Origin of the sequence: Xanthomonas sp. WCS2018Noco2-27 (genome assembly GCF_031843525.1) — a bacterium.
Taxonomy (GTDB): domain Bacteria; phylum Pseudomonadota; class Gammaproteobacteria; order Xanthomonadales; family Xanthomonadaceae; genus Xanthomonas.
This window is the reverse complement of sequence record NZ_JAVTIK010000001.1, coordinates 1,103,723-1,115,927: the sequence shown is the minus strand read 5'-3', so window position 1 is coordinate 1,115,927 and position 12,205 is coordinate 1,103,723. Positions and strand designations below refer to the sequence as shown.

Here is a 12,205-nt window from a genome sequence, read left to right as displayed (position 1 = left end):
GCGTGGATTCCTGAGAGGGCAGCGACCGGCGAGCCGATCAGACGTTGTTGTTCAAGTAACCGAGCATCGAGTCGGTGGTGGAGATCGCCTTGGCATTCATTTCGTAGGCGCGCTGCGTCTCGATCATGCTCACCAGCTCTTCCACCGTATTGACGTTGCTGCCTTCCAACGCGCCCTGCACGGTGGTGCCCAGGCCATTGAGGCCGGGGGTGCCGTTCTGCGCGGGACCGGAGGCGGTGGTTTCGACGAACAGGTTCTCGCCCTTGGACTGCAGGCCCGAGGGGTTGATGAAGTCGGTCAGCGTCAACGCACCGATTTCCTGCGCCGCGGCCTGGCCGGCCAGCGTCACGCTGATGGTGCCGTCGTTGCCGATGGTCAGCGACTGCGCGCCTTCGGGCACCTGGATGCCGGGCTGCAGCGGGTAGCCGCTGTTGGTGACGACCTCGCCCTGCGCATTGATCTGGAAGGTGCCGTCGCGGGTGTAGGCGGAGGTACCGTCGGGCATCTGCACTTCGAAGAAGCCGCGGCCGTTGACCATCACGTCGAGCGCGCGGCCGGTCTGCTGCTGGCTGCCCTGGTCGAAACCCTTGAAGGTAGAAACCACCCGCACACCGGTACCCAACTGAAGGCCGGTGGGCAGCTGCGTCTGCGCGGAGGTGGAACCACCCGGCGCACGCACCTGTTGATACAGCAGGTCTTCGAACGCGGCACGGTCGCGCTTGAAGCCGGTGGTATTGGTATTGGCCAGGTTGTTGGAAATGACCGACATGCGCGTCTGCTGCGCATCCAGTCCGGTTTTGGCGACCCACAAAGCCTGATTCATGACCCGATTCCTCGTTAGACCCGGGGATGTGTTCCGGGTACGGCTGGGTATATGCACGTGCTGTGCCAAACCCGCGTCGGAATCTTGCCGGCTGTGCGGTGGATCACGCGGCGCAAGGCCGAGACGCGGCGACCAGGAGACGATGCATGGTTGCGCTGGACAGGCCGGACAACCGCAGGGATGTAGCGGGGTGCAGACAGCAAGCCAGTGAACGTTGATGCCTTCCGCTACTGCTTGCCGATCAGCAGTGGCCAACCGTGGAAGCGCGGCGTCGTCTCCGGGGGCGGGACCGTGTAGCGGCATGGATGCCGCTACCGAGCCTCCACGGACGGATTCACGGCGTGTCCCGCTCCCGGAGACGGCGCCGCGCATCGACCAACCCGCGCATTACACCTGTCCGGTCACGAGGGCCTCACCGCCTCCAATTTACGGCGGGCGGTGGTCTGCTGGGGGCGCTTGCACGCGTGTAGGCGTGGGACACGCCGTGAATCCATCCATGGAGGCTCTTATGCGGCATCCATGCCGCCTAAGGTCCCACGCCTACACGCGCGCAAGCACCGCCGGTTTTGGTCGGTGACCGAGATAAACGCGGGGTTTGAATCAGGTGCCGTGCGTTGACTGATTTGTTCGCTGGCGAATGGGTGCAACGGCTTGGAGCGACTCCATGCGCACTGAGCGTTTTGACCGCTTGCAGGCCGGCCGCTTTCAGGCCTGACGCCGAAGACGGCAGGTACGATAAACGCGCCGCGATAACGCGGTCGTCGTGCTTCAAGCAGCCGAAACACCACCATAGGCACCCGCCTGACGGCGCAATCGTTTCGGCGATCACGTTTAGAACATCTGACGGTTTTAGAACATCTGACGGCTGCTGGATGGTCAGCAGACAAGCGCATCCGGTGCCCGGAATCGGCAGGAATCGCGGCGTACGCGGGTCCTCCGCGGCGGCCGCACCCGCCTGGCCACCGCTCGCCAGGCGTTGTTAGCCGCTGACCCGCAGCAACGAATTGGCTGACTGCGCGTTGTCGTCGCCGTTCTTGATGATCTTGACCTGCATTTCGAACTGGCGCTGCAGCTGGATCATCTCCACCAGCGCGCCGGCGGCATCCACATTGCTGCCTTCCAGCATGCCGCTGTTGACGGTCTTGCCGGTGGCCACCGCAAACGCTTGCGCCGGGTCGGTGCTGGTATTGCGCATCAACCCGTCCGGGCGCCGCGTCAAACGGTCGGCGGGCGCATCGACCACCTTCATCTTGCCGACGATATCCATCGCCTGCGGGCCTTCGCCCTGCGGGATGATGGAAATGCTGCCGTCGCTACCGATTTCCATCGCCTGGTGCGGCGGGATGGTCATCGGGTTGCCGCCTTCATCCAGCACCGCATGTCCGTTGGCGGTGACCAACTGGCCATTGGCGGTGAGCGCCAATTCGCCGTTGCGGGTGTAGGCCTCGCTGCCGTCGGGCGACTGCACGGCCAGCCAGCGGTCCTGTTGCAGCGACACGTCCAGCGGGTTGCCGGTGACTTTCTGATGGCCCTGGCTGCGATCGAAGCCCTGATCCACGTGCAGCGCATCGATCCGCGACGGATACCCCTTGCCCTGGATCTTGAAGGCCTCGGTATTGGCCAATGCGGCCTTGAACCCCACCGTATCGACGTTGGCAAGGTTGTGCGACACGGTGCTCTGCGCCTGCAGGGAGGCGCGGGCACCGGTCATTGCGACGTAGAGGGCTTTGTCCATTTGACACCGGGAATCGAGAGTGGGGAATCGGGAATCGTATAAGCGGGATTGCTGGAGACTGGGAGAGGGGAGGTAAGGCCGTTGTCCGCTAGACGTGACGCCGGCTCTTACGATTCCCTATTCCCGATTCCCTATTCCCAGCCCTTAACGAATATTGATGATCGTCTGGGTGACCTGATCCTGGGTCGAGATCATCTGCGAGTTGGCCTGGAAGTTGCGCTGGGCCACGATCATGTTCACCAGCTGCTCGGTCAGGTCCACCGTGGAAGCTTCCAGCGAGCCGGATTCGATCTGGCCCAGGTCCGAGGTGTCCGGTGCGCCAATGCGGGCGGCGCCGGAGGTGTAGCTTTCGGCCCACATGTTGTTGCCCTGCGACTGCAGACCCTGCGGATTGACGAAGCTGCCCAGCGCGACCTGGCCCAGCGGCTTGTCGGCGCCGTTGGAATAGCGCGCGAACACCACACCGCTGGTGTCGAAGCTGATCTCGTTGAGCTTGCCGCTGGCGTAGCCGTCCTGGCGGGTGTCGCGCAGCGCGAAGGCTTCGCCGTACTGGGTCGAGCCGCTGACATTGAGCTGCATGTTCAGCACGCCGGCACCGGTGCTGGGGGTGAACGGGTCCATCGCGATGATGCCGTTAGACGGGGTGGTCAGCGAGCCGGTGTCGGAGAACTGCAATGTGGTCGGCGCACCGACTGCCGTGCCGTCCACATAGTTGTGCACCTGCCATTCGTTCGGATTGGCGGTCTTGACGAAGTAGGAGGTCTGCACGTGGCTGACACCCAGCGAGTCATAGACATTGATGCCGCCGGTGGAGTGGCTGTAGGTCTTGTCGTCGGCCGGGCTGAACGGGGTCACCGTCGGTGCGGTGGCGTTGCCGGGCAGGGTGAAGGCCAGGTTGACCGTGGAGGTCGACTTGGGCGGGCTGTCGGTGGTCAGCAACTGCAGGTCCGACAGGCGGCCCACGTCGAAGCCATTGCCACTGGGATTCGGCGCAAACACCTGCAGGCGCGCGCCCTGCGGATTGACCACATACCCGTTGGCATCGGTCTGGAAGTTGCCGGCGCGGGTGTACATCTTGGCGCCGTTGGAGGACACGGCGAAGAAGCCTTCGCCGGAGATCGCCAGATCCAGGCTGCGCCCGGTCGGGTCGATATTGCCCTGCGAGAACTGCTGCGCCACGTTGCTGACCCGCACGCCCGAACCGACCGCATTGCGCGACAGGCCGTAGCTGGTGCTCTGGAACATGTCGGCAAACTCGGCGCGCGATTCTTTGAACCCGGTCGTGTTGACGTTGGCGATGTTGTTGGAAGTAACGTTCAGATCGGCATTGGCTGCGTTGATGCCGGACAACGAGGTATTGAAAGCCATGGATGAGTTCCTTTAAGTGTCGGTTGCCGGCTCAGCTGACGCGGAGCACGTTGGCGAGCGGGGAAGTGCCTAGCCCGGTCAGGTTGAGATACAGGCCGTCCGAGCCGATCGTGACGCTGTCCACCGGTGCATCGACATAGGTGGATAACTTGCTCTTGGCACCGACGGTGTCGGTTTGGGTTGCGGTAATGCCGTATTTGCCGGCGGCCATGCGGTTGCCGTTGGCGTCGGTGCCATCCCAGGCAAACGACACCTCACCGGCGGCGCTGGCCGGCACGCTGATTTGTTTGACGAAGGCGCCGTTGGCATCGGTGATTTCAAAATTGACGAAGCCAGCCGAGGTTGCGGCGACCACGCCCTTGGCCGAGCCGGTGGCATCGATGGCGACCTGTGCCGACGGCACCAACACGTTGTGGCCCACCAGCGCGGCGCCCTTGAGCACCTGGTCGGCGTTCATCGAATCGGAGAAATTGCCGACCTTGGTATTGAGGTCGCCAATGCCCTGGACGGTGGAGAACTGCGCCAACTGGCCTAGAAACGCGCTGTTTTCCATCGGTTTGAGCGGGTCCTGGTGCTGCAGCTGTTCGGTCATCAACTTGAGGAAGTCGGCCTGGCCGAGTGCTTCCTCTTTCTTCTTCGTCGATGTGGCGCTGCTGGAGGTCAGCCCGAGGCTGGTGTAGAGGTCGCTACCGATCGTGCTCATTGGAAAGGGTCCGTAGGAAAAAGGTCAGCAAGGAGGGTCAGCGACCCATGGTCAGGGTCGCGAGCGCCAGTTCCTTGGCGGTATTGAGCATTTCCACGCCTGCCTGGTAATTGCGCGAGGCGGAAATCATGTTGACCATCTGCGAGACCGGGTCCACGTCGGGCGAGAACACGTAGCCGTCGGCATCGGCCAGCGGGTGGCCGGGCTCGTAGCGACGGATCGGCGGCGCGTTGGTGGTGGTGATCTCCTTGACGTTCACCGAGGTCAGGCTGGGGTCCTGACGGCTCTGCTGGGCCTGGAAGATCGGCTCGATCGGCTTGTAGGTGGCTTCTGCAGAACCGGCCACCGAATCGGCGTTGGCCAGGTTGGAGGCGATGGTGCTCAGGCGGACCGACTGCGCATGCAGCGCCGAGCCGGCCACATCGAAAATGGGAAGGTTGCTCATGACTTATTGGCCCGTGATCGCGGTGAGCATCGAGCGCACCTTGGATTCGAGGAAGCTCAGCGACGCGCGGTATTCCAGCGCGGCGCGGCCGTAGGCGGCGCGTTCTGCATCGGGATCGACGGTGTTGCCGTCCAGGCTAGGCTGATCGGATTCGCGGGTGATCTGGAACGGGTTGAGCCCGGCGCCGCCGCCCACTTCGTAATGCTTGGCGTCGGTGGCCTGCATCAGGCCGCCATCCTGCACGCCCTGGGCCGACTTCAAGGCCGCTTCGAAGTTGAGATCCTTGGCCTTGTACCCAGGGGTGTCCACATTGCTCAGATTGCTGGCAATGAGCTTCATGCGCTGCTCGCGCAGCGACAATGCGTCGCCGTGGACGCCGAGGAAGGACGAGAAGGGATTGGACACGGTGCTCTCCCGCGAAGTGTTGCCAGAGAAGAAGCAATGTTTGTGCCAAATCAAGGGTGCTGCTGAACCCGTCGATCGGGTAGGGCGGCTGGAGCGCCCTGGCGGGGCCTTGAACGGCCAAGGCCGCGGTTTCAGCCAGGAAGGCGAACCTGGACGACCGGTTCGGGGCCCTTAAGCGCTACCGGACTAGTTGATGCAAGTCTTGTGCGAGGCGCTGCTTGGCTAGCGGCTGCGGCCGGCAACGGTCGGGATCATCGTGAAGGGTCAGGTGACACAGGCAACAGCTCGCAGCCCTAGAAAGGCGCTGCGCCCAAGGTGGGCGTCTTGCCTGACGAGATTAGGTGGGGAGTGTTGCGAACTCCTATTGACGGTAATTCACGCCAACAGGCTGCCAATCCATTCCATTCAATGCGCGTCGCCAATCTACTCAAGGCGCGTCGCCAAGGCAGCTTGGGTGTCGCCGGAGTTCTACGCCGGGAATGCCTGCAAGGCATTCCTTACTCATCGCTATCGGCACCTGCACCCGGCCGGCGCTGCGAACGACCCGCCGCCGGCGAACCGGTCAGTCGATCTCTTGCTCAGGCCGCTTCGGCAACCACTTTCAAGCGTGCCAACACGTAGTCGGCCAGCTCGTGCGCGCTGTACTTGGCCACGAAAGCATTGGCACCCACCTGCTCGACCATGGCGTTGTTGAACACGCCCGACAAAGAGGTGTGCAGCAGCACGTACAGGCCTTGCAGGCCCGGCGTGCGCCGGATTTCCGTCGTCAGCGTGTAGCCGTCCATTGCCGGCATTTCGATATCGGAGATCACCATCGCATAGCGGTCGGCCGGGTTTTCGCCCGACGCCGCCACCTGCAGCAGATGGTCCAGCGCCTGGCGGCCGTCGGACAACAAGGTTGCCGACACCCCCAGCTGGTCGAGCACGCTGCGGATCTGCTGACGCGCCACCCGCGAGTCGTCCACCACCAACACCTGGAACTGACGGTCGTAGGCCACCAACTGCAGCGATGGGTCCAGCTGCACGTCCTTGCTGACCTTGGCGATGTCGGCCAACACGCTTTCTACGTCGATCACCTGGATCAGCTCGCCCTGGAACCGCGTCACTGCCGTCAAATAAGTGGCTTCGGCGCCTAGTTCCGGCGGCGGGTGGATATCTTCCACCGCAATATTGACGATGCGCTCCACGCCGCTGACCAGAAATCCCTGGACCGAGCGGTTGAACTCGGCCACCACCAGGTAGCCGGGCCCATTTTCGGAGTGCGCGTCGCGTTCCGGGTGGCCGATGGCCAGGCCCAGATCCAGTACCGGGACCGAGCGCCCGCGCACGTCGGCAACGCCGGCGAATTCGGTCGGCAGGCCAGGCACCTGGAACAATTCCGGGCGGCGCAGCACTTCCTGCACCTTGAAGACGTTGACGCCAAAAAGCTGGCGCCCGCCTAGCCTAAACAGCAGCAGCGCCAGTCGATTGTGGCCAGCCAGTCGGGTGCGCTGGTCGATGCGGTTGAGCAGATCGTGGGTCATGGGGCAGATATCGACAGCGCCGCCTGGAAACTTGAGGGCTTTGTGGTTGGTGGGGGGGCTGTCGGGAATGGGGAGTCGGGAATGGGGAATGGGGAATCGTAAAAGTGAGGGATGAAGCTTTCCGCAGCAAGCCCGAGGCGAAGGGCAGTGACTTTGCCTGCTGATAGCTTTCACCTAGTAAATCGCACGGCAGCAACGAAGGCCGACCATCTTTCAGCCACCAACCGATTCCCCATTCCCGATTCCCTATTCGAAAACAGGCACGCCGCTTGCATGAGCTTCCGCGTCTTCCTACGGATCTGGTCCCATGCGCCTGCTCCTGCTTGTCATTTTGTTGGTCGCCGCCCCAGCCTGGGCCGATGGGTACCAGTCGGTCGATTCCATTCGCGCAGCGGCGCTGGCCACGGTTGGCCCCGATGCCGAAGCCGAGGCAACGCTCGATCCGGGTCTGCGCATGCCGGCCTGTCCCATCGCCCTGCAAGCCCAGCCCACCGGCACCAACACCGTCGAAGTGGCCTGCCCGCAGCCGGCCGGCTGGCGTTTGTTCGTGCCATTGAAGGTGCGTCGCAACCAGGATGTCCTGGTGCTGCGTCGGGGCATCAGCGCTGGAGAAATCATCTCGCTAGCCGATATCAGTATCGAGAAGCGTGACGCCGCCCGCATCGTCGGTGCGGTACTGGCCGACCCGGTGGCCGCAGTGGGCAAGTCCGCCCGCCGTGTTCTGCCGGCCGGCTCGCTGCTCTCGGCCAATGATCTGGTGACGCAGCGGCTGGTCCGGCGCGGCGATACCGTCCCGCTGGTGTCGCGCAACGGCGGTCTGGAGGTGCGCATGAGCGGTCGCGCGCTCTCCGATGCCGGCGAAAACGAGCGGGTTTCGGTCGAGAACTCCTCGTCCCGCCGTGTGGTGCAGGGGATTGTTGAAGCGAGCGGAACCGTTGTGGTCTCCAGGTAAAAATTTTCTATAAAGTTTTTTTTCTGGGTGCCGTTATCCCCTACGACCTGTAGAGGAGTTCCTGACATGACCCAGAAAATTGAAGGCAATCTACCGACCGCTGCCACCCTTCGCACCGCGGCCACGAGCAGCAAGATCGTTCCGGCCGGTGAAGATCGCGCGTCCCCGATTGCAGCCTTACCGCCCACCGACAGCGTCAAGCTGACCGGCGAAGCCACCAATCTGCAGAACCTGCAGCGCGAGCTGTCGCAGTCCTCGGCGATCGACACCGGTCGCGTCCAGGCCGTGAAAGACGCCTTGCAGAACGGCAGCTACTCCATCAACCCGGATGCCATCGCCAGCCGCATGATGGATCTGAATCAGCAACTGGCGGGTTGATCCCCGACTAAAAGGATGAACGTGAACGAGTTCCTGCAACGTCTCAGCGATGCGCTGGCCGGCGAACGCCAGGCATTACTCGAGAACGACATCGACGGGTTGATGCGGCACACGCAGGACAAGCTGTCGGCGCTGCGCGCGCTTGAAGCGCGAATGCCCGAAGGCGAAGAAGAGCGTCTGCGTGAGCTGGCCGAAGCCAACCGCGCCAATGGTGCGCTGCTGGCACGCCGCCGCCGCGAAGTGAACTGGGCATTGCGTCACCTGGGGCGAACCGAAAGCGCGCCCTCGTACGACGCCAAGGGCCAATCTAACGTACTGCGCGGCGGACGTTCGCTGGCAGTCGCCTGAGGTAGCCGTCACTGCCGCGGGCGCACGCACCCAGGTGCTGCGCGCACGCAGGCCACGCAGGTTTGCTACGGTCGACACTGCCGGCTGGCAGACACCGTGCGCAATCGACCCACGGGAAGGGACGGCGTGGAATCACCGCCGTGCCAATGCACGCGCACACGCCATGCCGATCAGCGGTCGCGCCTGGCAACTGCCGATAGAGCAGTTTTAAGACGGTTCCAAGAGCAGCTAACAAAACGTAGCGAGCAGTCGTTTGGTGTGGGTCGATGGCGCGGAGGAACCGGAGTGTACGAACGGTACATGCCGCACCGAGCACCGGCCGCGCCCGCCTGGTGGCTGCACTGTGCTGTTGCTAGCTGCTCTAAGACCAAGTGGCGATATGGCCGCCCTATGGTTCGGCGTATATTGAAGCGTCCCTGCTGCCGCCGTGTCCCGTGACCGCCAAGTTTTTTCTCAATCAAACATTGTTGCCGTCTTCGACCATCCTGCGCGCATTCGGCGACCAGATGCTTGAAGGTGTGTTGCTGTTCCGTGCCGATGGACAGCTGATTCTGGCCAACGCGGTTGCGCGTCAGAGCCTGTGCAAGGAAGACCCCGCCGACGATCGCAATCTGGGCGAGCGGATTTCGCAGGTGCTGCCGTCGGATGCGCTGAACCAGGCGCGCAGCAAGGGCAGCTGGACCGGCAGCCTGCCGGTAGCCGACCGCGTGGTCATCGCGCACCTGTATTACAACGAAGAGCAGGGCGTCGGCCATTTTCTGGCGTTGTTCCACAACATCGAAGGCCAGCAGGATTACGAGCGCGAGCTGCAACAGCGCCACGCCGAACTGCGCCAGGCCTACATGCGCTTGAACGGCGCACAGGACAAACTGCTGCAGTCGGAAAAAATGGCCTCCATCGGCCAGTTGGCGGCCGGCGTGGCGCACGAGATCAATAATCCGATCGGCTACGTGCACTCCAATCTCGGCAGCCTGCAGGAGTACCTGCGCAGCCTGTTCACCCTGATCGAAGCCTACGAGCGCGCGCTGCAGGCGCCGGACCCGAAGGCCTTGATTCCCGAGATCGACGAAATCCGCAACCGTGCCGATATCGACTTCATCAGCCGCGATCTGCCGCAGTTGATGGCCGAGTCGCGCGAAGGCATCGAGCGGGTCACCCGCATCGTGCGCGACCTCAAGGACTTCTCTTACTCGGACCGTTCCGAGTCGTGGAAGATGGTGGACCTGCATGCCGGCCTCGAATCCACGATCAACATCATCTGGAACGAGCTCAAGTACAAGGTGACGCTGGAGCGCAATTATGCCGAGCTGCCGTTGGTGGAATGCCTGCCATCGGAGCTCAACCAGGTCTACATGAACATGCTGCTCAACGCCGGCCAGGCGATTGTCGAGCGCGGCACCATCACCGTCACCAGCGGACGCGATGAAGCCGAAAACGTCTGGATCCAGTTCCAGGACAGCGGCGCCGGCATCGCCCCGGACCTGCTACAGCGCATTTTCGACCCGTTTTTCACCACCAAACCGGTCGGCAGCGGCACCGGCCTGGGGCTATCGATCTCCTACGGCATCATCAACAAGCACCATGGCCGTATCGACGTCGAAAGCGTGCCAGGGCAGGGCGCCAGCTTCCGCATCGTGTTGCCGATCCGGCAGCCGAAGTAGCGCTGACGCGCTGGGAATGGTGAATCGGGAGTAGGGAATCGGGAGAGCGGCATGCGCTGGTGCTTTGATTTTGAGGCACGATTTGGCACGCGGAGAATCAAGCGGTAGATATCTGCTCTACCAATTCTCCATTCCCGATTCCCTATTCCCGGCCGTTGCGTAGCTCGTCATGGGTGCGGAAGGCCTGGCGAATATGCTCGCGCAGTTCGTCGTCGTTCCACGGCTTGGTCAGGAACCGGTAGATCGCGCCACGGTTGATCGCCTCGGTCACCGTGGCCAGGTCGGTGTAGCCGGACAGCACCAGGCGCACGGTATCGGGGTAGAGCATTTTGACGCGGCCCAGGAACTCGGTGCCGCTCATATCCGACATGCGCTGGTCCGACAGAATCACCTGCACATCGTTGGTGGCCAGCAGGTCGAACGCATCGCGCACGTTGCCGGCCGCCAGGATGCGGTAGCCGTCGCGGCGGAACAGACGTACCAGCGAGCGCAGCACGTTTTCTTCGTCGTCCAGCAGCAACAAGGTGCGGTCCGGGCGGCTTTCGGCGAACGATTCCGGACGCAGATAGCGCCGACGCAGTGCCATGCCGGCGGACTCGGCCGACATCGGCTCTCCGAACAGATAGCCCTGGAAGATGTCGCAATCGTTGCGTCGCAGAAAGCCCAGTTGCGCTTGCGATTCCACGCCATTGGCGATCACCGTCATGCCCAGCTGGTGGCCCATCGCGATGATGGCGCGCGCAATCGCTGCCTCGCGGCTGCCGGCCGGCGCGCTCTTGATGAAGCTGCGGTCGATCTTGAGCCGGTCGACCGGGTAGCGCACCAATGCGCTCAGACTGGAATCGCCGGTACCGAAGTTGTCCAGACTCAGGCTGATGCCTTCGTTGCGCAGGTTGGCCATCGTCTCGTGGACGAAGTTGACGTTGTTGGTCAACGCGCTTTCGTTGATTTCCAGGGTCACGAACTGCGCCGGCACGCCCGCCGTTTGCAGCATGGCCATCACTTCGTTGAAGAAGCCCGGCCGCAGCAACTGCAGCGTGGAGACATTGACCGCAATGCTGAAATCGTCGAAGCCCTGGTCGCGCCACAGCCGCGCCTGACGCACTGCGTTCTGCAGCACCCATTCGCCGATCTGCACGATCACGCCCAGCCGCTCTGCGGTGCGCATGAAGCGCTCCGGCACCAGCATGCCCAGCGTGGGCGATTGCCAACGCAGCAGCGCTTCCATGCCGACGATGCGGCCGTCGCGTGCGCTGACCAGCGGTTGGTAGCGCAGGCGCAGTTCGCCATGCGGGATCGCATCGACGATCTGCCGCGCAATGATGCTCTCGCTATGCGCGTTGGTCGCCGAGTTGCGCGTGTACAGGCGCACCGTGTTGCCGCCTTCGCGCGCGGCCTGATAGCTGGCTTCTTCGGCGTAGTCGAGCAGGATGGAGAGCGAGGTCGAGTGTTCTGGGCACAGGCTGATACCGACCTTGCCGGTCATGAACAACGTATACGGCAGCACCGATAACGGCAGTTCCAGCTGCTGGCGAATCTCTTCGGCAAAGTCTTCCGGCAGCGGCGTGTCGTCGCGGCGCACCGCCACGATGATCATTTCGTCGCTGCCGTGGCGCCACAACTTGCCGCGCGTGCCTAAAAATTCCTGCAGACGGCGTGCGGCCAGCGTCAGTGCCTGATCGCCGACCTCACCACTCATGTTCTCGTTGATCGAGGCAAAGTGATCGATGTCGACATGGAAGATCATCAACGGCTGGCCGCCGGACGCGGCCGCGTCGACCAGATGCAGTAGTTCGGGGTTGCCTGCGCCCAGGCGTGTCGGTTTGACGATTTCCAATCCGGGCGGGATTACGGGGCTCCACAT

At 63.1% G+C, this 12,205-nt stretch carries 12 protein-coding genes and 1 other RNA gene; 4 read left to right on the top strand and 9 right to left on the bottom strand.

The window, feature by feature from the left end; genetic code table 11:
* Nucleotides 1-37 precede the first annotated feature (37 nt).
* The 7 genes from flgG to RQH86_RS04835 all read right to left on the bottom strand — a co-directional run bounded on the left by flgG (nucleotide 38) and on the right by RQH86_RS04835 (nucleotide 7,002).
* Nucleotides 38-823: a flagellar basal-body rod protein FlgG gene (gene flgG, locus RQH86_RS04865; RefSeq protein ID WP_006452262.1), complete on the bottom strand. Its 786-nt coding sequence runs from the start codon at nucleotides 821-823 to the stop codon at nucleotides 38-40.
* A 979-nt stretch (nucleotides 824-1,802) separates the two neighbouring features.
* The gene (flgF, locus tag RQH86_RS04860) at nucleotides 1,803-2,558 is read right to left on the bottom strand and encodes a flagellar basal-body rod protein FlgF (protein ID WP_055854442.1); all 756 of its coding nucleotides are present in this window, start codon (nucleotides 2,556-2,558) and stop codon (nucleotides 1,803-1,805) included.
* A gap of 144 nt (nucleotides 2,559-2,702) precedes the next feature.
* Nucleotides 2,703-3,926 carry a flagellar hook protein FlgE gene (gene flgE, locus RQH86_RS04855; RefSeq protein ID WP_311238839.1) on the bottom strand — a complete coding sequence of 408 codons (1,224 nt, stop codon included), beginning with the start codon at nucleotides 3,924-3,926 and terminating at the stop codon, nucleotides 2,703-2,705.
* Between the two features lie 31 nt (nucleotides 3,927-3,957).
* Nucleotides 3,958-4,629: a flagellar hook capping FlgD N-terminal domain-containing protein gene (locus tag RQH86_RS04850; RefSeq protein WP_311238840.1), complete on the bottom strand. Its 672-nt coding sequence runs from the start codon at nucleotides 4,627-4,629 to the stop codon at nucleotides 3,958-3,960.
* Nucleotides 4,630-4,666: 37 nt separating this feature from the next.
* A complete protein-coding gene (gene flgC / locus RQH86_RS04845) occupies nucleotides 4,667-5,074 on the bottom strand; it encodes a flagellar basal body rod protein FlgC (RefSeq protein WP_005914451.1) in 408 nt (135 codons plus the stop codon).
* A gap of 3 nt (nucleotides 5,075-5,077) precedes the next feature.
* Nucleotides 5,078-5,479: a flagellar basal body rod protein FlgB gene (gene flgB, locus RQH86_RS04840; RefSeq protein WP_055854433.1), complete on the bottom strand. Its 402-nt coding sequence runs from the start codon at nucleotides 5,477-5,479 to the stop codon at nucleotides 5,078-5,080.
* Between the two features lie 578 nt (nucleotides 5,480-6,057).
* Complete coding sequence (locus RQH86_RS04835; protein WP_016901727.1) at nucleotides 6,058-7,002, bottom strand: chemotaxis protein CheV; 945 nt, start codon at nucleotides 7,000-7,002, stop codon at nucleotides 6,058-6,060.
* Nucleotides 7,003-7,309: 307 nt separating this feature from the next.
* On the opposite strand from RQH86_RS04835, the gene flgA reads away from it, so the two are divergent.
* From flgA to RQH86_RS04820, 3 genes are all read left to right on the top strand, one after another.
* Nucleotides 7,310-7,954 carry a flagellar basal body P-ring formation chaperone FlgA gene (flgA, locus tag RQH86_RS04830; protein WP_311238841.1) on the top strand — a complete coding sequence of 215 codons (645 nt, stop codon included), beginning with the start codon at nucleotides 7,310-7,312 and terminating at the stop codon, nucleotides 7,952-7,954.
* 66 nt (nucleotides 7,955-8,020) lie between these two features.
* Complete coding sequence (flgM, locus tag RQH86_RS04825; RefSeq protein WP_055854427.1) at nucleotides 8,021-8,332, top strand: flagellar biosynthesis anti-sigma factor FlgM; 312 nt, start codon at nucleotides 8,021-8,023, stop codon at nucleotides 8,330-8,332.
* Between the two features lie 15 nt (nucleotides 8,333-8,347).
* The gene (locus RQH86_RS04820; RefSeq protein WP_055854424.1) at nucleotides 8,348-8,680 is read left to right on the top strand and encodes a flagella protein; all 333 of its coding nucleotides are present in this window, start codon (nucleotides 8,348-8,350) and stop codon (nucleotides 8,678-8,680) included.
* A 226-nt stretch (nucleotides 8,681-8,906) separates the two neighbouring features.
* On the opposite strand, the gene RQH86_RS04815 is transcribed toward RQH86_RS04820, so the two are convergent.
* A non-coding RNA gene (locus RQH86_RS04815) (sX9 sRNA) lies at nucleotides 8,907-8,982 on the bottom strand.
* 132 nt (nucleotides 8,983-9,114) lie between these two features.
* Between RQH86_RS04815 and RQH86_RS04810 the strand changes: the two genes are divergently transcribed.
* The gene (locus RQH86_RS04810) at nucleotides 9,115-10,341 is read left to right on the top strand and encodes an ATP-binding protein (RefSeq protein WP_311238842.1); all 1,227 of its coding nucleotides are present in this window, start codon (nucleotides 9,115-9,117) and stop codon (nucleotides 10,339-10,341) included.
* A gap of 142 nt (nucleotides 10,342-10,483) precedes the next feature.
* On the opposite strand, the gene RQH86_RS04805 is transcribed toward RQH86_RS04810, so the two are convergent.
* Nucleotides 10,484-12,205: an EAL domain-containing protein gene (locus RQH86_RS04805; RefSeq protein WP_046964054.1), complete on the bottom strand. Its 1,722-nt coding sequence runs from the start codon at nucleotides 12,203-12,205 to the stop codon at nucleotides 10,484-10,486.

What these genes read in the sequence shown, in the direction of transcription:
- flgG (WP_006452262.1), bottom strand. Translation starts at nt 823, where the DNA reads ATGAATCAGGCTTTGTGGGTCGCCAAAACCGGACTGGATGCGCAGCAG.
- flgF (WP_055854442.1), bottom strand. Translation starts at nt 2,558, where the DNA reads ATGGACAAAGCCCTCTACGTCGCAATGACCGGTGCCCGCGCCTCCCTG.
- flgE (WP_311238839.1), bottom strand. Translation starts at nt 3,926, where the DNA reads ATGGCTTTCAATACCTCGTTGTCCGGCATCAACGCAGCCAATGCCGAT.
- RQH86_RS04850 (WP_311238840.1), bottom strand. Translation starts at nt 4,629, where the DNA reads ATGAGCACGATCGGTAGCGACCTCTACACCAGCCTCGGGCTGACCTCC.
- flgC (WP_005914451.1), bottom strand. Translation starts at nt 5,074, where the DNA reads ATGAGCAACCTTCCCATTTTCGATGTGGCCGGCTCGGCGCTGCATGCG.
- RQH86_RS04835 (WP_016901727.1), bottom strand. Translation starts at nt 7,002, where the DNA reads ATGACCCACGATCTGCTCAACCGCATCGACCAGCGCACCCGACTGGCT.
- flgA (WP_311238841.1), top strand. Translation starts at nt 7,310, where the DNA reads ATGCGCCTGCTCCTGCTTGTCATTTTGTTGGTCGCCGCCCCAGCCTGG.
- flgM (WP_055854427.1), top strand. Translation starts at nt 8,021, where the DNA reads ATGACCCAGAAAATTGAAGGCAATCTACCGACCGCTGCCACCCTTCGC.
- RQH86_RS04820 (WP_055854424.1), top strand. Translation starts at nt 8,348, where the DNA reads ATGAACGTGAACGAGTTCCTGCAACGTCTCAGCGATGCGCTGGCCGGC.
- RQH86_RS04805 (WP_046964054.1), bottom strand. Translation starts at nt 12,205, where the DNA reads ATGTGGAGCCCCGTAATCCCGCCCGGATTGGAAATCGTCAAACCGACA.